Genomic DNA, 19,824 nt, shown 5'->3' on the forward strand with positions numbered 1-19,824 from the left:
ACATGCGAGACCCCGAATCGAGCGGCCCGTAGCGGTCCGTCTCGGCAGAGTTTGCCGACAGGAGCTCCGAGCGTTTCGCCCGAGAGCCCGGCATACCTCTAACTGTCGTGGTTGTCGCCTCCGATCGTGTGCCGAACAAGTTGCGGATCGTCCGCGACGCGGGCACCCAGGATGATCCGCCGCACGCCGGCACCACGCGTCCCGGATCGCTCGGCCTCATTCCGGGCTGCGCACTGGTCTGCGAGGGGCTGCTCGATCGTCTACCGGTCGCGCTGTTGCTGGTCGACGAGGCGGGGACCATCCGTTCGGCCAACGACTTCGCATGCAGGCTGCTCCGCCGTGATCGCGCGCAGCTCGAGATGCACCCGATCGCATGCGCACTCGTACCCCTCGAGCGCCTGGTCGCGAGCATCGGACGTGGCGAAGCACGGGTGTGCGTGCGAGGACTCGACGGCGCCGCAATCGAGCTGGCTTACGCATGCTCGCAGGTCTCGAGCTCACCCACCGGCGGGTACGGCCCCTACGCGGTGATCGTCCGCGCCGCGACCTCGCTCGAGTCCGAGGACATGCACCGGCTCGCGTCGGTCGGCGCCGCAGTCCCGGCGATGGTGCACCGCGCGAAGAACTCGCTGATGGCGGTGACCATGGGCCTCGAGCTGCTCGACCAGGTCGCCGACGACGCGGGCATCGACTCCGCCATCCACGCCACGCTCGGCGAAGCCCACGACCTCGTGATGTCGCTGGATGGCTTCGGTGCGCTCGGCCGACCGCTGCGCACCACCACGCCGAACGACCCCGCGCGCGTGCTCGAGGATGCCCGCCTGCGACTCGGCGAACGGGCCGACCGCGCCGGCGTCCGGCTCACGTGGCTCGTCGATCGCCTGCCACCCATGCGGCTCGAGCCGTCGGTCATCCACGCCCTACTCGTCAACCTCGTGTGTCACGCCTTCCGCCTCTGCGACGCCGGAGCGCAGGTACGCGTGCAGGCCGAGCTGATCGAACGGGGCCTGCGCGTGCAGGTCGAGGACGATGGCGCCCACGACCTCGCCGAGGCCTCGCCACGCGGTGAAATGAGCCTGTGTCAGCAGGTCATCGAAGCCGCCGGCGGGACACTCGAGTTCGGCACGACATCGCAGGGCACACACACCCGCATGGTGATCCTCGGGGACGTCTTCTCGCGCCCCCGCGCAGCCGGGCGAGGCAGGCCGTCGTGAATCGAATCCTGCTGCTCGAGGACCACGCGACGCTGCGACAGTCGATGTCGCAGGCACTCGCCGCGCTGCCCCACACCGCGGTCACGGCGGTGGGAACCATCGCCCGCGCGAAGGCGGCACTGCGAGAACTCGCCCACGACCTCGTGGTCTCCGACCTCGATCTTCCCGATGGCTCGGGCATCGAGCTCATGGGCCACCACGGCTGCGGCAGCGAGATCCCCATCATCTACGTCTCGGCACATCTACCCAAGTTCCGCGCGCAGCTGCGCGACTTCCCGGGCATCACGGTGCGCGAGAAGCCGATCTCGTTGCAGGAGCTGCAACGCCTCGCGACCACGCACCTCGAGCAGGCCGCGCAGGAGACCGAGGCGCCGTTCGGCGCCGGCGACTACATCCAGCTGGCGTGCATGGGCCGACACTCGGTCCGCATCGATGTCAGCATCGGCGACACCCACGGCGCCATCGTCGTCCGTGATGGTCGACTGTGGTCGGCCAGCGTCGGCCAGCTGCGTGGGGTCGAAGCGCTGCAGGAACTGACCTTTGCGTCCCACGCGACGGTGCGCTGCTCGACGCTCAAGCAGACCAGCGTCGAGCGCAGCAACCTGCCCGACAAGCCCTGGGAACAGCTGTTGCTCGACGCCGCCCGTCAGCACGACGAAGACAGCCGCGGCGCGGTCACGCAGGAGATCGTCTGCGCCGACGACCCCTTCGACTTCGGGTCGCTGTTCGACGGCGAACCTGCGGCACCGACAACCGCGGCCGCGCGAACCGAGCTCGAGATCCCCCGCATCGACGACACCACACGCATCGACGACGCGAAATCGAGCGACGACGAGGCATTTCTCGCCGAGCTCGAGCGCGGCGCCGAGGCACTTCTCCACAAGGACTATGCGTCTGCGCTACGCGCCTACGGGCGAGCGCAGACGCTGCGTCCGCACGACCGAATGGTCCACGCCAATGTCGAGCGACTCACCCAGCTGATCGCCCGTCAGAACCCCGCCACGCACTAAGGCGAAGCGCAACAAGGAAGCACGCACATGTCCAGAGTCGACAGCCTCAACAAGATCCTGCGTGGCCTGCAATCGGGCAGCCCCGATGTCGAAGCCAGCGCCCTCATCAGCGAAGATGGTCTGATGATCGCCAGCGCCCTGCCGCAGCACGTCGAGGAAGCTCGCGTCGCCGGCATGAGCGCGACGCTGCTCGGGCTCGGTACCCGCGCGGCCACCGAGCTCTCGCGTGGCGACCTCCAGGAGGTCCTCATCCGCGGCAAGGAGGGCTATGCCTGCATGCTCGATGCGGGGTCGGGCACGCTGCTGCTGGCGATGGCAACCCGCGAGGCCAAGCTGGGCCTGCTGTTCCTCGACATGCGCCGTGCGGTGGAGGACATCCGCCGCGTGCTCTGACGGGCGCTCTCGTCCTCGGAAGCAACCATGTCTGCCTCGACCATCGCCATCGACATGCCTCCGGGCGAGCACACGCCGGTGTGGTTCGTCCCGCTCGCGCTCGCGTTGGGGATCACGTGTTGGATCGGCGTCGGCCTCGAGCTGACGCGCGCGACCCCCTCGGCGACCGACACGCTGGCGCCACCGCAGATCGCGGCTTCGACGGCGCCGACGTCCGAGGCCGCGCCGCGAGAGGACGTCGCGCCGCAGCAGCCGCGCCCCACGGCCGCGAGCGAAGGCACCGCGGTCGCGTCGGCGCAGGTCGGCGCCACCAGCACCTGCGCACCGGTGACCGGCTTCGCGTTCGCACAGGGCGGCGCGTCACCGGGCTCGACCGATGACGGCGTCGATGCCGTGACCCGCTTCGCACGACGACATCCCGAACAAACCGTCACTGTCGAGGGCTACGCCAGCGCCGAGGGCTCGCCCGAGGTCAACCTGCGGCTCAGCCACGAGCGCGCGCAGGTGATCGCGAGGCAGCTCGAGAAGCACGGGCTCGCGAGCGAGCGCGTGCTCGTGCAGGCCTATGGTGAGTACCGCCCGTCGCTCCAGGGTCGCGGCAGCGACGAAGACCGCCGCGTGATCGTGCGCTTCCCGGGGCTGCCCGAGTGCCCGCAGGAGACTCCACCATGACGACGACCGCATTGCTCTTCGCCCTCGCGGGTATCGTGACCACCGGCGCCGCCGGCTACCTGCTGGGCATCGTGCTCGGCCGCGGCGCGCGACATCGGCTCGCCGCGCACGCGCAGGGGCAGGCACAGCAGATCGCGCAGCTACAGCTCGCGTTGTCCGAGCAGCAGGCCACGATGGCAGCGACCGCCGGCGTGCGCGAGCAGGTGCAGGGCGTGCTCGCAGGCATGATGGGCCAGCAGCAGGCCACCAGCGACGAGCGGCAGGCCCAGATCCAGGCCCAAATGCAGGCCCAAATGCAGAGCCAGTTCCAGAGCCAGATGCAGGCGCTCCAGCGTCAGATCGTCCAGCTCATGCAGCTCGGCGCCGGCGAGCGCACCGCCGACGAGGTCGAGCGCGTGCGTCAGGAGATCCACCGCGCGCTCGCGCCGATGCTCGAGCGCGATCGCGAGCAGAAGGGCCTGCGTGAGCTCGTGCTCGACTTGCTCGGTCCGATGATGGAGAGCGAGCGTCGCGCGCAAGGCCTGAAGAACCTCATCGCACCCGCGCGCGGTCGCGAGCAGCTGCCGATCCTGCTCGACAGCATCGCGCGCCGCGGTGGCTTCGCTGCGGTGCTGCTGAGCGACGAGGTCGGGCTGCCGCTTGCCGCCAGCTCGAGTGCGCGCAACGCCGACGTGTTGGCGGGCGTGTCCTCGCTCATCCTCTCGCTCGCCGATCGCGTGACCAAGACCGGTGGTCCGACCCCGACCGCGGTGTTGGTCCGCGACACCGCCAACCAACTCATCCTGCACCGCATCTTCACCGCCGCCGGCGAGCGCTTCCTGCTCACGGGCGTGTCGAAGGGCACCGAAGTGTCCACCAACGCCCTCGACCCGGCGCTCGCCGCCCTCGAGGACGTGCTCTCCAAGAGTCAGGCCGCCTGAACCCACCTCTCGCCACGAACGAGGCCACGATGTCCGACAACAAGCCGTTGACCCTCTTCTCCGCGGGCGAGCACCGCAACTTCCTGCTGCCCGACTTCGAGACCGGGACCCTCGCCGTGCAGGCCAACCAGCACCTGATCGTGCACGGCAGCGCGGGCATGCTGCTGGATCCCGGTGGGCACAAGGTCTACGCCAAGGTGCTGAGCGAGACCTTCGCCCTGCTCGGCCGCTCGACCCTCACGACGATCCTCCTCAGCCACCAGGACCCCGACATCGTGGCGGCGATCAACGGTTGGCTCACGACCACCGACGCGGTCGCCTACACATCGGTGCTGTGGGCGCGCTTCATCCCACACTTTGGGCTCGACCAGCTGCTCGGGAAGCGGTTGCTGCCCGTCCCCGACGAGGGCATGTGGATCGACCTCGGCGGCAGCCCGCTCGCGCTGCTGCCCGCCCACTTCCTGCACTCGTGCGGGAACCTGCACGTCTACGACCCGACCTCGAAGATCCTCTACTCGGGCGATCTCGGCGCGTCGCTCGGGCAGCCCTACCGCGAGGTCGAGGACTTCGATGCCCACCTGCAGTACATGGACGGCTTCCATCGCCGCTACATGGGCAGCAATTCGATGATGCGCGCGTGGGGACGCATGGTCCGCTCGCTCGACATCGAGCTCATCGCCCCGCAGCACGGCGCGCTCTTCCGCGGCCGTGAGATGGTCGAGCGCTTCATCGGATGGTGCGAAGGTCTCGAGTGCGGCATCGATGTGATGGCATCGAAGCTCGCGGTGCCACCGCGGCCGTAGCGTTCTTCCCCGCGCACGAGCACCTGCGCTCCGAGCACGCTGCCGCAGCGCTTGCGCGACCGCATGATGGCCGATCGGCCCATGCTGTTGCGGTGATGAGCCCACGAACGGCCGTTCTCGAAGCGGACTCGCCACTCCCCGCACCGCCGGCCTTCGCGGGGAGCGACGGCGCGGTCTTGCCGATGCCGCTGCTGATGCTCGAGGGCGCGCTCGATGACCTCGCGCCGTCGATGTTCCGGCGCGAGCCACCGCCCTACACTCGGCCGCGATCGAATCGCGACGATCGGCGCGTCACCGTCGAGGTCGCGGCGCTCGTCGACGCGGTCGAGGCGAGGTTGGCGGTCGACCCCGTGCGCGCGGTGTCGGCACTGGTCGAGGTCGCCGTCGACGCGCTGCTACGCAAGGATCTTCGGGCTGCGCTGACGGCCTACCTCGACGCGCAGACCATCGCCCCGTCGGATCGCACCATCGCCGGCAACATCGAGCGGCTGCGATTGCTGCTGCAACGTCGCGAAGACCTCGAAGGCGCGCGATAGCCGAGACGGGTCGGCGATCCGTTCACCCCGCGAAGCCGCCGGCGTCGAGGAACGCCTGCTCCTGCGCCGTGGTCTCGCGACCGAGCACCGCGTTGCGGTGGGGGAAGCGACCGAAGCGGACGATGATGTCGCGGTGCGTCTTCGCGTGCTCGACCGTGGCCGGTGCCATCTCCTCGCAGAGCGCAAGGCACCGATCCTGATCGGCGAGCGACTCGGAGTGCATGAAGGGCAGCAGCATGAACGCGCGGAGCTCGGGTGCGGTCGCGCGATCGAAGCCACGCTCACCTGCTCCGAGCGCGAACATGCGTGCGAGTGGATCGGTTGCGAACATGTGCGCGGTGCCGCGGAAGCAGTTGCGGGGGAACTGATCGAGCAGCAGCAACAGCGCGAGCGTCGACTCGGCGGCGGCCTGCCAACCATCGAGCTCTCGTGCAGCGGCGGCGCGGTGGGCATCGGCGAAGCGCGCGCGGAAGTCGTCGTCGAACGCCGGGTCCTTGCGGTACCACCGGGTCGGTCCGGCCTCGCGCCAGAATGTCACCACGGCGTTGGGGTCGTGAATGTTCGGCAGGGTCTGCATCGCGAACACGACCGTCGCAGCCCCCGCCCGCGCCCGCAACTCCCGCCTGCGCCCAGGGACGACTTCGACTGATCAAACCCCAGCGATGCGGGTCTATCCCAGGGAACGACGCCCGCGCGGGGCGACAACGGTGTGCTTGGGACGAATTCGCGGCCGAGGGATGGCCCGCGTCATGACTCGACCCCCGCGCGTCAATGGTTCCGTTCGTAGGGGTGAAGATGAGCAGCAACGACGTGAGCAGGGCGATGTGCCTGGCCCTGATGTACCTGTGCGCGTGCACCGGAGACAGCATCGGGGCCGACGGTGGCAGTGACAGCAGCTCGGGCGTGCCGGGGAGCTCTGGGTCCGACGGTCGAGACGACGCGGTGACCGTCGGCGCAACCCAAGGCCCGGGCAGCAATCCCCAGGACGAGCCGACCGACACCGACGCGTCCGCCAGCAGCGACGCCAGCGGCAGCAGCAGCGACGGCGAGCAGCCACTGGCGGTGTGTGGCGACGGCGTCGTGCAGCACGGCGAAGCCTGCGACAGGTCCGTGGGCGACGTGACCTGTGCCGACCTCGGTTGGCTGCACGGGACGCTGCTGTGCAACGACGCCTGCGAGTTCGACGAGAGCCACTGTTCCAAGTGCGGTGACGGGCACGCCGACACCAACGAGGCCTGCGATGGCGACGACGTCCGCGGTGAGACCTGCGCGAGCCTTGGCTTCAACGTCGGCACGCTGTCGTGCCTCGCATCCTGCGAGCTCGAGCTCACCCACTGCAGCACGTGCGGCGATGGTGTCGTCAACGGCGACGAGACCTGCGAGGCCGGCGAGTTCGGCGGCGACTGCAAGTGCAGCGACACCTGTCAGCTGAGCGGCAGCGAGTGCGCACCGCCGTCGCTGGTGATCACCGAGTTCTTCCCCGCGCCGCTGGCCGACCCCGACGCCGCCGAGGGCCAGTGGTTCGAGCTATACAACCCCACGCGGGGCGATCGCGTGCTCACGGGGTGTGTCGTCAGCGGCGACATCGCGAGCGACAGCTTCGAGATCGACAGCTACGTGGTGATCCCCGAGGGCGGCTACGCGACCATCGGCAGCGGTAGCGCGCACGAGCTGGGCTTCGTGCCGGACTTCTTGATGCCCCAGACGGTGGATCTGCGCGCCGACGCCGACTCGATCACGATCGCGTGCCACGACGTCGTGCTCGACGCGGTGCAGTACCGCAGCGACGGCGCGTGGCCAGCGGCGCAGCCGGGCGTGGCCCGTGCGACCCGCAAGCTCGGCGCCGACGGCAACGACGAGGGGGATGCCTGGTGCCTGTCGAGCCACGTCTACGGGCTCGGCCAGACCGGCACCCCGGGCGCCCCGAACGACTGCCCGTAGCGCGACAGCGGAACTAGACGGGCACCATCGGCGCGTCGTCGCTACGACCCCATGCGCGCGCATCGATGGCTGCCCTGCTTCCTGCTTGCCTGTACACCCTCGGGCGGACGCGCGCAGGGCGACACGCACGCCGCGTCGGCTGGCGCGGACGCGACGTCCCGCGCGGACGCAGCAGTGCCTGGCACCGCGCCGCAGGACCCCGGAGATGCCCCGTCCACCGCACCACCGTCGGCGGACGCGGACGCGGGGGCGGACGCGATCGCCGACGCACCCGCCGAGACCCCACCGCCGACGCCCGAGCGTCGCCGCCGCGGCACGATCCACATGGCCTACCCCGATCCCGAGCGCGGTTGGACCGTCGACATCATCGACCTCGAGGCCGACGCGATGGGCCGCGCGCTCCAGGCCCAAGCCGCCGCCGGTGAGTCGGCGCCCGAGTTCCTCCCGGCCGACGCGGCCGTGATCCCCAAGGGCTGGCGGATCGGCGACACCTGGACCCTCGTGACCCGCGGCGGCGTGCTGCGTCGCAGCGTCAGCGGCTTCCGTGTCGAAGGCGGCGCCAGCGAGGGTCACTTCCTGGTCGTGCTCGGCGGCGCAAAGACCCCCGCGACGAGGCGGGTGGTGGCGATCCGCGGCGACGACGTGCCCGACACGCTGCGTTTCACCAAGCCCGCCAAGTCGGAGCTCTCGCTGCTCGGTGACGACCCGGTCGGCGCGGTGCGGGACGCCGTGCTCGCAGCGGTACCCCGTGACGCGCGCTCGTTGTTCCGCCGCGCCCGCATCGGCAAGCGCCACATCAGCGTGTACGCAGGCCGCTTCGGCAACGGCCGCACCCATGTGGTGATCCTGGATGCACCCCTGCCCGCGGGTGAGGACACGGATCTCTACCGCGCGTCGGCGATGTTGATGCGCCGCGAGGACGGCTCACTGGAGTACGTGACGCGCCCCGGCGTGGACGGTTGGCTGGCAGTCCGAGCCGTGCTCGACATCGACGGCGACGGCATCGACGAGGTCTTCTACGACGACGAGTACTACGAGGGCGCGTACGAGGCGATGCTGGGGTGGAGGAACGGCGAGCCCACGACCCGCCTGCTGTCCGGGGACGGCGCGTGAGCGCGGTCGCCTCCCTGCGCGCGATCGCGATCGCGGCGGGTGCTGATATGCTCGGTGCATGAGCTTGCCCCGCACCGGGTCGTTCGTCGTCGCGCTGGTGACCGCGTGTGCCGGCGGTGGCGAGCCCGGCGTCACGGGCGGCAGCATCGGCTCGATCTCCAACGGCGGATCCGAGGGCCCCGGTGACAGCGGCAGCGCGACCAACCCGGCCACCAGTGCGGACTCGGGCGGCGACGCCGAGGTCTCGAGCGGCGGCGCCGACTCGACCGGCGGCGAGCCGCCCGATCTCGCGGGCGGGACGTGGATGTTCGAGAACGTCTCGATGACGCCGATCATGGGCTTCCACCCGCGCCGCGCCCTCACCGTCGACGGCCGCGAGCTGGTCACCTGGGCCGAGACGGCGCCCGACGACATCGGGACGCTCAACATCATGGCCGCCAGTCACGACGGTGGCAGCTGGATCAGCGAGAGCCTCACGTCCTACGCCGGGGTCCAGAACACGTTCCCGTTCATGGTCTCGGCGCCGTTTCCGATCGTCGCGTGGTCGGGCCGCACCGCGGTCGACGACGATGACGACGTCTTCGTCTCGATCGCGAAGCTCGATGGTTGGACGCCACCGCGCAACCTGAGCGACGCGCTCGAGCCCGCCACCGAGGCGCGTGCCGATCAGCACCCCGCGTTGGTGGCCACCGACGACGGCGAGCTCGCGATCGCGTACATCTCGGCCGCGATCGACGGCTCGCAGCCCGATGCGACCCCCGAGGTGTTCGTCAGCGAGTTCCTGCTCGAGGACGCGCCGAGCAAGCGACTGCCGCTGGTCGACGCGGCGACCACGACGTGCACCGACATCGCCGGCGCCTCGGCGCCCACCGGCGTGTTCCACTTCGTACTCGTCTGTGTGAAGTCCAGCGCGAGCACGCTGCTGCAGGCCACCAACCGTAGCGGCGACTGGAAGACCAACGAGCTGTCGGGGCTCGGCACCGCCATCCTCTCGCCGTCGATGGCACGGGGGGTCGCCGGCGTGCATCTGGTGTGGATCCAGAGCCTGCCGTGCGGCACCGAGACCTGCGCCGAGGTCTTCCACGCCGCGACGAACGACGAGGTGTTCGGCTCACCGGTGCAGGTCACCGACGAGGTCAACCTCGACGAGCGTCGCCCGGCGGTCGGCGTCGACCCGTGGGGTCGCGTGCTGGTGCTGCACCAGGCGTCGGTCGACGGCGTGGTCGGGGTCTATCTCTCGGTGTCCGAGGACGACGGCGCGAGCTTCACCGCGCTCGGTCGCATCAGCCCCAGCGACACCGACGACGACTACCAGAGCCCGACCTCGATCGGCTTCGATGCCGACGGCAACCCGAGCTTCGCGCTCGAGGTGCTCGAGACCGGCAGCGATCCGCTCAACGTCGACGTGCACGTCGCGCGCTTCGTGCCGGGCTGAGGGCGACACGCGCCGCGCCGTCGCGATCGCCCCGCGACGAGTCGTGGGACGCCCGTGGGAACCTCGCGCAGGGCCGGGCGAACCATGTTCGCGAGATGTCCGCGCAGCGCCGTACCCACTCGATCCTGCTGACGGCCCTCGGCCTCGCGCTGGGCGCATGCGACGACGGAGCCGGCCGCGGGCGCGAGCTCGGGCTCGGCCCCGCCGACGACGTCCGCGAGGTCGTCGAGGGCGACTACGGCCCCATCGCGCAGTACCTCGTCGACAACGCCAACACCCCGGTGCCGAGCGGCCAGGGCGAGAGCGGCGGCAGCGATGGCGGTGTCGATCCGAGCGCGGGCGGCAGCGGCAGCGATGGCGGCGGCGACCCCAGCGGCGGCCTGGGCTGCAGCGGCTTCTCGTGCAACGACGGTCAGTGCATCGACGCCAGCTGGCGGTGCGATGCGATCACCGACTGCAGCGGTGGCGAAGACGAGGCCAACTGCGGCAACGATGGCGGCAACGGCAGCGGCGGGGGCGGTGATTGCTCGGGCTTCGCATGCAACGACGGCAGCTGCATCGACGCGAGCTGGCAGTGCGATGGCTACTCCGACTGCAGCGGCGGCGAGGACGAGAGCGGCTGCGGCGGCAGCGGAGGCGATCCGTCCGGCGGCGATCCGTCTGGCGGCGATCCGTCCGGCGGCGACAGCTGCGACGGCTTTCGCTGCGACGATGGTCTCTGTGTGGAGTGGTCGTGGGTTTGTGACGGCTATGCCGACTGTGCCGTCAGCGAGGACGAATCGGGCTGCAGCGTCGATGCCGACGCATCGCTCGGCCTGACGCAGCCGCCGCGCGTGCAAGAAGGCCCCGCGCTCGACTGCATCGCAAAGTGGACCGTCGGCGGCGGCGCGGCCGGAGCAGCGGCGGGCGAGGCCATCTCGAAGGCCTGCGAAGGCGGCGGCGTCGTGGTCGGGCTCGCCACCGGCGGTGGTGGTTTCGCAGCCGCGACCGTGTGCTTCGCGGGCGACGTCACGCAGATCGACGCGGTCGTCGGTGGCATCTTCGGCGCGGTCGCGGGCCTGGTCGGCGGCATCGCCAGCTGCGAGGGTGACGCGCTGGCCGAGGCGGGCTCAGCACTGCAGGCGGTGCTCTCGGTCGGCTCGATCCCGACCTACAAGGTCGAGGCCTCGGGCACCACCGAGACCAAGCGGTGCGGCATCCCGGTCGACGTGCCGCTGTCGGGCGATCAGGCCGACTGCGACCAGCGCCACAGCACGATGAAGCAGTTCGAGCAGAACGAGCCCCACAGCTGCGACATCGACATCGGCAACGTCGGCAACGACGCGGCTTCGATCGCCGCGGCGTGCAGCGAGATCCGCAAGAACTTCGACAATGCCGCCAAGCTCGCCGACCTGCGGCTCGACGTCGGCCGTGCCTGCTATGAGAACGGCGACAAGGGCCCAATGGGCAACTCCGACTTCGGCCACCAGTTCGCGTGGTGCTCGGTCCACAAGGCCATGCAGCGCTGCGTCACCCAGGCCAACCACGCCAAGCTGAAGTGCGACCTGACGCAGACGATGGCGCAGCACTTCCTGCCCGCCGGCTGCGAGAACGTGCTCGCCTGTCAGTGACGATCGCGCGTGCCCGATCGATCCGACAGCGTTCGCGCCGATGGCCGCCGCCTCAGTCGACGTCGCGGAAGCTGAGCAGCTTGAAGCCACCGCTCGCGGGGTGTTCGATGATGGTGCCGAGCACCCCGAGGCGCAGCTCCTGTCCGTCGGCATCGCGCACGCGGAGCACGGGCTTCTTGTGGAAGACGAGGCCGTGGTGCGCCTCGGTGGCACGCACTTCGACGGCGACGAACTCGAGCGGCTGACCGCCCAGGCGATCGAGCGTCTGTTGCAGGTGGCCGAAGCTCTCGCCGGCATGCATGTCCCACAACAGATCGGGGCCCATCGCGAACGCCGATGGATGGCGAGCGATGGCCCCGAACAAGCGGGTCTTGTACTCGCTGGCGTCGATCGCCAGTGCGCTGAGCGCGACGCGATCGTTGCTCGCGAGCGCCTGCACGACCGCGCGGCCGAGCGCCTCGGTCGAGGGCTGCGCACCCGCGAAGGGTGCATCGCCGACCTCGGTCTCGGTCTCGACCGCGCGCGCGTCCGCGGGTGCGGCCGACGCTGCGACCGCGGGCTTCGCCGCGTTCGCGCGTGGGCTCGCCACGTCCGCCGACGCGACGACGACCGGCGCCGGGTCGCGCTCTCGTTGCTCGGCCACGCAACCTGCGAAGCACGTCAGCGAGAGCGAGAAGATCCAGCGCCGTCGTCCCATCGATTGCGTCCGCGTCGACTCAGTCGATCGCCCAGTTGATCCAGCCGGCCTGCGTCCAGTCGTCGCCGTTGGGATCGACGGCACCGACGTAGGTCGTGGCCTCGAGCGAGCCCGGCGTGACGCCAGCGCCGTCGGCCGGACCGCCGGCGGCGGGCTTGAGGTTCGGCGCCGTCCAGGTCCCGTCGAGCCCGAGGTCGACGTTGTCCTGCACGCCGTCCTGGCCCAGCAAGAAGTCGGCCCACTCGCCGTCAGTCCACGTGTACGGGCCCGAGCCCTGGTGGCCGAACGCGCCGTGGGTGCCCCACAGCACGCCCTCGTTGATGATGCCGCCGTCGGCGACATCGAGCGTGGCTTGATCCTGGAAGGTCGCGCCGGGGCCGGTGACGTTGGTGAAGTACGAGTTGTACACCGCCATCGTCGCGCCCTGCTTGATGTTGTAGCCGATGCTCTTCATCGCATTGCCGCCCTCGCCCTGACCGACGAAGGTGAGGTTCGCGATGGTCGGGCTGGTGAGCGGCTCGGCGGTGAAGTTGTCGGGGCCGTTCGACCACTCGAGGCCGTGGTTGCCATCGGGCTCGCCCGGATCCTGGTGGACCACGACGTACTGGAACGAACCCGTGAAGCCCAGGTCGACGTCGAGGGCGTCGTCGGCCATGCCCGAGAGGATCAGGTAGGTGGCATCGAACGCGCCGCCGAAGAATTCCATCGCGTCGTCCGAGCCCATGTGGCTCTGCACGTGGTCGACGGTGGTGTCGGTGCCGCAGGTGTAGAACGTGATGCCGTTCAACTCGTTGTCCATGACGAGCTCGAAGCCGGCCCACTCGACGCGGACGTACTGCAGCGTGCCGCAGTCATGCGCAGCGTCGCTGCCACCGTAGGTCGGCGGGTCGGCGAAGCCCTCGGCATCACCGACGCCGTTGGGCAGGTTGGTGACCGCCGTGCCGAGCAGCACGAGGCCGCCCCAGTCGGCGCGCTGACGCTCGCCCTTGGCCTGCGCCGAGGTCAGCACGATCGGCGCGTCGGCGGTGCCGGCGGCGTTGATCTGCGCATCGACGTCGATGACGAGCGCGCTGCCGTTGGCGCCGACCACGGTGGTGCCGGGCTCGAGCGTCAGGGTCGCGCCGCGCACGAAGGTCGCGGTCGTGAGCACCCAGACGGTGTCGCAGGTCAGCGTGGTGTCGGCGGTGACCTCGGCGGCGACCTCCATGCGGGGCGCGTTCGGGTCGTCACCGTCGACGCAGCCCGGCGGGGGGCCGGTGTCGGTGTCGGTGTCGGTCGTGTCGACGCTGGTCGTCGTCATCGTCGCGGAGGCCGAGTCGGTCGCCGAGGCCGAAGCCGAATCGGTCGCCGAAGCGGACGCGCTGGCCGACGCCGAGGCCGAGGCGGAGGCCGAGTCGGTCGCCGAGGCCGAGCCGTCGGTGGTGTCGGCGCCGGTGTCGTCGGCATTGGTCTCGTTGTCGGTGTCCGACGGGCAGCCAGCCAGCCCCAGGGGGAGGGCGATGGCGACGCAGATCTTGCTGAGGCGCTGCATGGAAAAGCTCCTGCGGGTGAAGAAGTGGTCCCGCTTCTCGGCCAGCGTTATGGCTGACCGAAGTGACCGTTCGAGTGCACGCAAGCGAACTCTCTGTCACGAAGCGGCCGAGCGATCGTCACGCCGCGGGGCGCTACAGCTCATACGAGATGCCGAACATGATCGTGGCACCCGGATACATGCGGTAGTTCAGCGCCTTCTGCGGCCCCTGTCGCCACACGATCGGCCAGTTGAGCATGTTGCCGACCTGCAGCAGGCCGGCGAGGTTCTTGTAGATGCGCTGCTTGCCGACGAAGTCGAGCTGGTGGATCGCCTGCTGGTAGATGTCGGGCAGCTTGTTGCCGCCGACGAACGCGAGGTTGCGGCCGACCATGTTGTAGAGCAGACGCAGGCTGGTGCCGCTGCTCTTGTGCTCCCAGTCGAGGTAGGCGTTCGCCACGAACGGCGACTGCCCCTGTAGCGGCCGCACGCGCGAGGTCGAGACGTCCTTGGCGGCCTCGGGATCGCACAGCGGATCTTCGATCGCGCAGTTGTCGTTCAAACGTACGCGGGAGAACACGTACGCGAAGTTGGCGCCGACCGAGACCTCGCGCAGCTGCTTGGTGATGAACTCGAGGTTCTTGCGCAGCTCGAGCTCGGCGCCGACGTTGTAGGCATAGCGCGCGTTGCGGAACGAGACGTTGGGGTTGCTGGCGCCGGCCGACATCGTCCGCTCGATCGGATCGATGAAGTACTTGCCGAACAGCGACACCGCGACGACCTCTTCGGCGCTCGGGAACCACTCCCAGCGCAGATCGCCGTTCCAGATCTGCGCCGACTTCAGGCTCGGGTTGCCCAGCACCGTGATGCCGCCGGCGAAGTCCGAGAACAGAAATGGCGCCAGCTCGCGGAACTCGGGTCGCGCGACCGTCTGCGTGGCGCCGATGCGCACGTTCATCTTGTCGGTCGCCGGGAAGATGAACGACAGCGAGGGCAGCACGCTGTTGTTCTTGATCTTCGACGAGCGCATTGCGTCGGTCTGGCCGGTGAACTGATCGAACGGCTCGACCTTCTGACGGTTGGCCTCGAAGCGCACGCCGCCGGCGATGCGGAACCACCGCACGATCGGGAGGTCCAGCATGCCGTAGGTGGCGTAGATCTGCTGCTCCGCACGGTAGCTGTCGTAGGGCTGCGTGGTCTCGGAGAGGTAAAACGGCTGCTGGCCACCGGCCGCAGGGCTCAGGCCGCCGCCGATGTACTTGTTGATGAGCAGGTTGCCGGTGCCGAGCGGCGCATCGATGCCGTTGACGGTCTGGAAGGTGAAGCGGCGCACCGTGAAGGTGCGATCCTTGCCCTCGGCCCACACGCCGATCTTGGCCTTGCCATCGAGCTGTCGCCACTGCTTGAACGGCAGCGTGAAGTCGACCGCGCCGCTACCGGTGTGGTCCTTCAGGTTCAAGAACATCACGCTGGCGCCCGACCCCGACAGCCGCCAGTCGCCGGCGCCGGGATCGGGCTGGTAGACCATGTCGCGGATGCTGGGATCGTCGCGCTGCGCCTGGGCGTAGGAGCCGAACCAGTCGATTGCGAGATCCTTCGCCTTGGGGATCACGTGGTGACCACCCAGGCGCGTCAGCAAGATCGAACGCATGACGTAGCGGATGCGCGTGGTCAGCAGGTCGCCGTTCTCGGCCGGGCCGGTCAGCGAGCGGGCCTCGTTGTCGGCATCGCGCGAGTAGAACGCCAGCGCGCTGAGCTTGTTGTGCTCGTCGACGTCGTACTTGACCATCGCGACGGTCGACCACTGCGCGTTGGCGACGGTGCGGATGCCGCGGAAGTCGATGCGCGGCGCGGTGAGATCGTAGTTGCCCGAGCCGGTCGGCTCCTCGACCACCGAGTACCACTTCCAGTTCTCCCGCAGCGTGCGACGCTGGTTGCGATAGCCGGCCGACACCAGGAAGCCGAGCTTGCTGGTGTTGGTGGGCTTGAAGCCGTAGCCGACCGTCGCTTGGCCGTTCAGATCCGGCAGCGCGACGCGACCGCGACGCACGCGGGTGTCGGTGTAGAGCGACTCGCCGAAGCGCTCGATCTGCTTCGCGGTCCACACCGGCTTGAGGTCGTCGCCGAGCGCGTTGCGGTTGGCGGGATGATCGTTGGGAATCGCGTCGGGCAGCCGGCGCGGCAGGTTGCCGAAGCCGAACGCATCGGGCCCTGGAAATCCGCCCTCGAACGTGCGGTCGCGGAACGTGGTCTGGGTGTTGCCGCCGGTGCGCAGGTTGAGCTCGAACAGTAGCTTGCGCGGGATCTCGCGGCTCTCGAGCTGCACCGAGCCGCCGGCGAAGTCGCCGGGCCGATCGGGCGTGAAGGTCTTCTGCACGTTGATGGCCGACAGCGCACCCGAGGGCACGATGTCGAGTGGCACGGTGCGGATGTCGGGCTCGGGCGAGGGTAGGCGCGCGCCGTCGAAGAGCGTGTTGCCGTAGCGGTGGCCGAGGCCGCGCACGAACAGGTACTTGCCGTCGAGCACGGTCGCACCGACGATGCGCACCGCCACCGACGCGGTCGAGCCACCGCCCGACTTCGAGATGCTCTCGCGGCTGAGGATGTCGCGCGTTGCCGCCGACTCGCGCCGCTGCTGCAGCCGCGCGCCCTCGCTCTCCTTGTTCATCTCGGCCTTGACCGCGACGACCATGTTCGCGCCCGCCAGCTGGGTGAGCTCGCTGTTGATGGTCTCGTCGCTGCCCTTGCTGACGACCACGCCCGAGATGCGGCGCGGCTCGTTGGCGTCGCTGCGGATGCGCAGGTCGTAGGTGCCCGGCGGGAGCTCGAGCACGTAGTTGCCCTCGAGATCGCTCTTGGTCTTGTACTGGGTGCCGAGCGCCTCGACGTAGGCGCCGATGAGTGGCGCGCCGGTGGTCGCGTCCTTGAGCTTGCCGCGGATCGTGCCCGCGTCGCCCTTGACCTCGACGGTCTTGACCTCGAGCTCCTTCGCGAGCGCTTCCTTGTCCTCGGTGAGATCGACGACCTCGAAGCCACCGTCCCAGCTCTCCTCCTCGGCGGGCGCGACCGGGCCGGTGGGCTTGGCGGGTGTCGGCGGCGTCTCGGCCGGCGGCGGCGTCTCGGCCGGCGGCGGCGTCTCGGCCGGCGGCGGCGTCTCGGCCGGCGGCGGCGTCTCGGCCGGCGGCGTCGTCGGGGCCGCGCCCGGTGGCGTCGACGGTGGTGTCGACGGCGGCGGCGTGGCGCTCGGTGGCGTCGGCGTCACCGCGCCCGGCCCCTGGTAGTCACGCGACGCCGGCGGCGCGGCGCGTGCCACCTGCGGAGCTGCGGATAGACCCATCGCGAGCAGGACCCGTTGGACCCGGCGAGACATCGTCATGTTGGCCTTCTGCAAGCGCGAGTGGATCGCGATCGCTACTCGAGCTTCTTGGTGATCATCACCACCGGCGACGCAGCTCCACTGCGCGCCAGATCGACGGCACCGAGCACGGCGCCGTAGGGCGCCTCGTCGTCACCGTCGAGGTAGAGCACGTTGTCGGGGCGCGCATTGAACATGCGGCGCAGACGCTCCGGCAGCTCCTCGCGCGCGAGCGCGACGGTGTTCACCTCGAGCGAGCCATCGGCGAGCACGCTCAGCACCAGCGGCTTGTCGGCGTCGTTGACCTGATCGAGCTGCTCGTCGGTGTCGTCCTTGGGCGGCAGCCGCACGTTGAACGCCTCGGTCATCACCGGCGCCAGCGTCATGAAGATGATGAGCAACACCAACACCACGTCGACCAGTGGCGTGACGTTCATGTCGGGGCGGACCTTGGCCTTGAAGCCGGTGCCGATGCTCATGCCCATGGTGCTAGCTCTCCTCCGACGACCACTCGCGACCCACGCCGACCGCCAGCGAGACCCCGGCGAAGCCGATCTGCTGGGCCTCGTGGAAGTAGCCGCGCATCACTCGATACGGCAGCGTGGCGTCGCCGCGCAGCAACACGCGACGCCTTGGATTCTCCGACCAAGCCTGCCGCAGCGCGGCCATGCACTGGTCCTTGCTCATGTCGACCTTCTCGTAGGTGCAGACCTCGGCGCGATCGACCGTGAGCGTGATGGGCTCGTTCTCGGTGTCGACCTTGTCGGCCGCGGTCACCTTCAACAGCTCGATGGTCTTGCCATCCTGCATGTTGGGGATGACCACCATGAAGATGATGAGCAGCACCAACACCACGTCGACCAACGGCGTGACGTTGATGTTAGGGGCGATGCCGCGCTTGCGGCCGCCACCAGCGTCAAGCTGAACGCCCACCGGCGCCCTCCAAGTAGTCCACCAGCTCGCTGGCGGCGTGCTGCATGGTCATGTCGAACTTGTCGAAACGCGCGGTGAGGTAGTTGAAGACCAACACCGCACCGATGGCGACCACGAGGCCCACCGCGGTCACGATGAGCGCCTCGGCAATACCGGCCGAGACCGCACCGATGCCACCACCACCCGAGGCAGCGATGCCCTGGAAGGCGGTGATGATGCCGATGACGGTGCCGAACAGGCCGATGAACGGCGCAGTCGAGCCGGTCGACGCGAGGATGCCCATGCCACGGCGGGCCTCGGCGGCGAGCTGCTCGAGGCGTCGCGCGAGCTCGCGGCGCGACATCTCGACCGCATCCACGGCCTCGTCCTTGCGGTTGGCCTTGAAGCTCTCGAGGCCGAAGCGGATGAGCCGCGGCAGCGGTGCCTTGGCGTACTCGGCCCCGCGCGCCAGATCGAGCAACGTGTCGACGTCGCGATCCTCGAGCAGCGGCCGGGCCTTGGTGGCGAACGCCGACGACAGCGCGGTCGCGCGACGCAGCACCATGATGCGCTCGATGGCGACCACGAGGCTCGCGAAGCCCATCCCGACCAGCGAGATGGCGACGAGGCGGGCCATGAGGCCCATGGATTCCCAGATTTCGACGAGTGACAGCTCCATGACGATGACTCCTGGCGGACCGAAGCGGGCGTCTAGCCGCCGGTGAGAGAGAACGGAATGGTCGCTTGCTGCCAGACCGAGATCGGCTCGCCAGCGATGGTGGAGGGCGTGAACTTCCAGCTCTTGACCGCATCGATCGCGGCCTTGAGGAACAGCTTCTCCGCGGCGTCCTTCTCTTCCTCGGTGGCCGCGGTGCTGCGCTTGCGCAGGACCTTGGCGCCGCGGACGGTGCCGTCGCGGTGGATGTGCAGCTTGAGCACGACCTCGCCGGTGATGCCCTGGTCGCGCAGCGACTCGGGATAGGCCGGCGACTTGTTGCCGGGATCGGGCTTGGCCGCGGTCGCGTTCTCGGGCCTGTCGATCGGCTTGGTCGGATCGATCGGCTCGGCCTCGGGCTTCTTCGGCTTGGGCGGCGCTTCGACCTTGGGCTTGGGCGGTGCTTCGAGCTTCGGCTTGGCCGGCTTGGGCGGTGCGGTACCGGTGCCGGTGCCACCGGGCGTGCCACCACCGGCGGGCGCGTCGTAGGTCTTGCCGACGTTGGTCTCGGGCGCGACGTCCTGCGGCTTGGCTGGCGGCGGCTTGAGCTTCGGCTTCGGCTTCGGCTTGCTGGTGACCTGCACCTTCGCCTCGGGCGGCGGCGGCGGAGGTGGCTCCTCCTCGACGACCGGTTCTTCTTCGACCGCGAAGTCCTTCAGCTCGGGCTCGAGCCCGACATCGACGATCTCCTCGTCGTGGTCACGCGTGAGCCCGTAGGCCAACGCGCCCGCGTAGATGGCGATCGCCGTCAGCAGCGCGCCGCCACGGCGTCGCTGGAAGAACAGCTTCTCGCTGCTGGGATCGAATCCGCCGAGCATGCGCAGCGGGACTATGGCCGCGCCCGGTATCCGACGCATGGCGGCGATGTTTCAGGTGTGTCACGAACGCAGAGTGTCGTGGTGCCGTGATGTGACGTAACTGCGGCCCGCGTCACACAGGCGTGGCCCACGCGCGCCGATCGACGCGGACGCCCGACAATGGTTCGGTG

General features: G+C 69.5%; 19 protein-coding genes. 11 read left to right on the forward strand and 8 right to left on the reverse strand.

Features of this window, described 5'->3' with window-relative positions; translation table 11 throughout:
- Nucleotides 1-107 precede the first annotated feature (107 nt).
- From IPH07_33200 to IPH07_33230, 7 genes are all read left to right on the forward strand, one after another.
- Nucleotides 108-1,214, forward strand: a complete 1,107-nt coding sequence (locus tag IPH07_33200) for a PAS domain-containing sensor histidine kinase (GenBank protein ID MBK6922296.1) — start codon at nucleotides 108-110, stop codon at nucleotides 1,212-1,214.
- A complete protein-coding gene (locus tag IPH07_33205) occupies nucleotides 1,211-2,224 on the forward strand; it encodes a response regulator (protein ID MBK6922297.1) in 1,014 nt (337 codons plus the stop codon). Before IPH07_33200 ends, IPH07_33205 begins: the two co-directional genes overlap by 4 nt.
- A gap of 27 nt (nucleotides 2,225-2,251) precedes the next feature.
- Nucleotides 2,252-2,617, forward strand: a complete 366-nt coding sequence (locus IPH07_33210) for a roadblock/LC7 domain-containing protein (protein ID MBK6922298.1) — start codon at nucleotides 2,252-2,254, stop codon at nucleotides 2,615-2,617.
- Nucleotides 2,618-2,644: 27 nt separating this feature from the next.
- Nucleotides 2,645-3,289 carry an OmpA family protein gene (locus IPH07_33215; protein ID MBK6922299.1) on the forward strand — a complete coding sequence of 215 codons (645 nt, stop codon included), beginning with the start codon at nucleotides 2,645-2,647 and terminating at the stop codon, nucleotides 3,287-3,289.
- On the forward strand, nucleotides 3,286-4,209 hold the full coding sequence (locus tag IPH07_33220) for a hypothetical protein (GenBank protein ID MBK6922300.1): 924 nt from the start codon (nucleotides 3,286-3,288) through the stop codon (nucleotides 4,207-4,209). The genes IPH07_33215 and IPH07_33220 overlap by 4 nt, the downstream gene beginning before the upstream one ends.
- A 29-nt stretch (nucleotides 4,210-4,238) precedes the next feature.
- Complete coding sequence (locus tag IPH07_33225; GenBank protein MBK6922301.1) at nucleotides 4,239-5,012, forward strand: FprA family A-type flavoprotein; 774 nt, start codon at nucleotides 4,239-4,241, stop codon at nucleotides 5,010-5,012.
- Between the two features lie 95 nt (nucleotides 5,013-5,107).
- On the forward strand, nucleotides 5,108-5,548 hold the full coding sequence (locus IPH07_33230; protein ID MBK6922302.1) for a hypothetical protein: 441 nt from the start codon (nucleotides 5,108-5,110) through the stop codon (nucleotides 5,546-5,548).
- Between the two features lie 22 nt (nucleotides 5,549-5,570).
- Here IPH07_33230 and IPH07_33235 read toward each other — a convergent pair whose 3' ends face one another.
- Nucleotides 5,571-6,125 carry a DUF924 family protein gene (locus IPH07_33235; GenBank protein ID MBK6922303.1) on the reverse strand — a complete coding sequence of 185 codons (555 nt, stop codon included), beginning with the start codon at nucleotides 6,123-6,125 and terminating at the stop codon, nucleotides 5,571-5,573.
- A gap of 218 nt (nucleotides 6,126-6,343) precedes the next feature.
- Here IPH07_33235 and IPH07_33240 point away from each other — a divergent pair, with 218 nt between their 5' ends.
- The 4 genes from IPH07_33240 to IPH07_33255 all read left to right on the forward strand — a co-directional run bounded on the left by IPH07_33240 (nucleotide 6,344) and on the right by IPH07_33255 (nucleotide 11,647).
- Nucleotides 6,344-7,489: a lamin tail domain-containing protein gene (locus tag IPH07_33240; protein MBK6922304.1), complete on the forward strand. Its 1,146-nt coding sequence runs from the start codon at nucleotides 6,344-6,346 to the stop codon at nucleotides 7,487-7,489.
- Nucleotides 7,490-7,663: 174 nt separating this feature from the next.
- On the forward strand, nucleotides 7,664-8,602 hold the full coding sequence (locus tag IPH07_33245; protein ID MBK6922305.1) for a hypothetical protein: 939 nt from the start codon (nucleotides 7,664-7,666) through the stop codon (nucleotides 8,600-8,602).
- A 58-nt stretch (nucleotides 8,603-8,660) separates the two neighbouring features.
- Nucleotides 8,661-10,037: a hypothetical protein gene (locus tag IPH07_33250; protein MBK6922306.1), complete on the forward strand. Its 1,377-nt coding sequence runs from the start codon at nucleotides 8,661-8,663 to the stop codon at nucleotides 10,035-10,037.
- Between the two features lie 95 nt (nucleotides 10,038-10,132).
- Nucleotides 10,133-11,647, forward strand: a complete 1,515-nt coding sequence (locus IPH07_33255) for a hypothetical protein (GenBank protein ID MBK6922307.1) — start codon at nucleotides 10,133-10,135, stop codon at nucleotides 11,645-11,647.
- A gap of 52 nt (nucleotides 11,648-11,699) precedes the next feature.
- Here IPH07_33255 and IPH07_33260 read toward each other — a convergent pair whose 3' ends face one another.
- The 7 genes from IPH07_33260 to IPH07_33290 form a co-directional block, all read right to left on the reverse strand.
- Entirely contained in the window at nucleotides 11,700-12,344 is a 645-nt protein-coding gene (locus tag IPH07_33260) for a hypothetical protein (GenBank protein MBK6922308.1), read from the reverse strand.
- A 19-nt stretch (nucleotides 12,345-12,363) separates the two neighbouring features.
- On the reverse strand, nucleotides 12,364-13,875 hold the full coding sequence (locus IPH07_33265; GenBank protein ID MBK6922309.1) for a hypothetical protein: 1,512 nt from the start codon (nucleotides 13,873-13,875) through the stop codon (nucleotides 12,364-12,366).
- Nucleotides 13,876-14,008: 133 nt separating this feature from the next.
- Nucleotides 14,009-17,224 carry a TonB-dependent receptor gene (locus IPH07_33270; protein MBK6922310.1) on the reverse strand — a complete coding sequence of 1,072 codons (3,216 nt, stop codon included), beginning with the start codon at nucleotides 17,222-17,224 and terminating at the stop codon, nucleotides 14,009-14,011.
- 41 nt (nucleotides 17,225-17,265) lie between these two features.
- A complete protein-coding gene (locus IPH07_33275; GenBank protein MBK6922311.1) occupies nucleotides 17,266-17,694 on the reverse strand; it encodes a biopolymer transporter ExbD in 429 nt (142 codons plus the stop codon).
- A gap of 4 nt (nucleotides 17,695-17,698) precedes the next feature.
- On the reverse strand, nucleotides 17,699-18,142 hold the full coding sequence (locus IPH07_33280) for a biopolymer transporter ExbD (protein ID MBK6922312.1): 444 nt from the start codon (nucleotides 18,140-18,142) through the stop codon (nucleotides 17,699-17,701).
- Nucleotides 18,126-18,800 (reverse strand): MotA/TolQ/ExbB proton channel family protein, encoded by a 675-nt coding sequence (locus IPH07_33285; protein ID MBK6922313.1) that lies wholly within the window; start codon nucleotides 18,798-18,800, stop codon nucleotides 18,126-18,128. The genes IPH07_33280 and IPH07_33285 overlap by 17 nt, the downstream gene beginning before the upstream one ends.
- Before the next feature lie 32 nt (nucleotides 18,801-18,832).
- A complete protein-coding gene (locus IPH07_33290) occupies nucleotides 18,833-19,654 on the reverse strand; it encodes a TonB family protein (protein ID MBK6922314.1) in 822 nt (273 codons plus the stop codon).
- Between the last annotated feature and the right edge of the window lie 170 nt (nucleotides 19,655-19,824).

It is taken from the genome of Deltaproteobacteria bacterium (assembly GCA_016709225.1).
Classification (GTDB): domain Bacteria; phylum Myxococcota_A; class Polyangia; order Nannocystales; family Nannocystaceae; genus Xiheibacterium; species Xiheibacterium phototrophicum.

Excerpts from the sequence above, each read along its gene's own strand:
- IPH07_33210 (MBK6922298.1), top strand. The coding sequence starts at position 2,252 with ATGTCCAGAGTCGACAGCCTCAACAAGATCCTGCGTGGCCTGCAATCG.
- IPH07_33215 (MBK6922299.1), top strand. The coding sequence starts at position 2,645 with ATGTCTGCCTCGACCATCGCCATCGACATGCCTCCGGGCGAGCACACG.
- IPH07_33220 (MBK6922300.1), top strand. The coding sequence starts at position 3,286 with ATGACGACGACCGCATTGCTCTTCGCCCTCGCGGGTATCGTGACCACC.
- IPH07_33225 (MBK6922301.1), top strand. The coding sequence starts at position 4,239 with ATGTCCGACAACAAGCCGTTGACCCTCTTCTCCGCGGGCGAGCACCGC.
- IPH07_33230 (MBK6922302.1), top strand. The coding sequence starts at position 5,108 with ATGAGCCCACGAACGGCCGTTCTCGAAGCGGACTCGCCACTCCCCGCA.
- IPH07_33235 (MBK6922303.1), bottom strand. The coding sequence starts at position 6,125 with ATGCAGACCCTGCCGAACATTCACGACCCCAACGCCGTGGTGACATTC.
- IPH07_33240 (MBK6922304.1), top strand. The coding sequence starts at position 6,344 with ATGAGCAGCAACGACGTGAGCAGGGCGATGTGCCTGGCCCTGATGTAC.
- IPH07_33250 (MBK6922306.1), top strand. The coding sequence starts at position 8,661 with ATGAGCTTGCCCCGCACCGGGTCGTTCGTCGTCGCGCTGGTGACCGCG.
- IPH07_33255 (MBK6922307.1), top strand. The coding sequence starts at position 10,133 with ATGTCCGCGCAGCGCCGTACCCACTCGATCCTGCTGACGGCCCTCGGC.
- IPH07_33260 (MBK6922308.1), bottom strand. The coding sequence starts at position 12,344 with ATGGGACGACGGCGCTGGATCTTCTCGCTCTCGCTGACGTGCTTCGCA.
- IPH07_33265 (MBK6922309.1), bottom strand. The coding sequence starts at position 13,875 with ATGCAGCGCCTCAGCAAGATCTGCGTCGCCATCGCCCTCCCCCTGGGG.
- IPH07_33270 (MBK6922310.1), bottom strand. The coding sequence starts at position 17,224 with ATGTCTCGCCGGGTCCAACGGGTCCTGCTCGCGATGGGTCTATCCGCA.
- IPH07_33275 (MBK6922311.1), bottom strand. The coding sequence starts at position 17,694 with ATGGGCATGAGCATCGGCACCGGCTTCAAGGCCAAGGTCCGCCCCGAC.
- IPH07_33285 (MBK6922313.1), bottom strand. The coding sequence starts at position 18,800 with ATGGAGCTGTCACTCGTCGAAATCTGGGAATCCATGGGCCTCATGGCC.
- IPH07_33290 (MBK6922314.1), bottom strand. The coding sequence starts at position 19,654 with ATGCTCGGCGGATTCGATCCCAGCAGCGAGAAGCTGTTCTTCCAGCGA.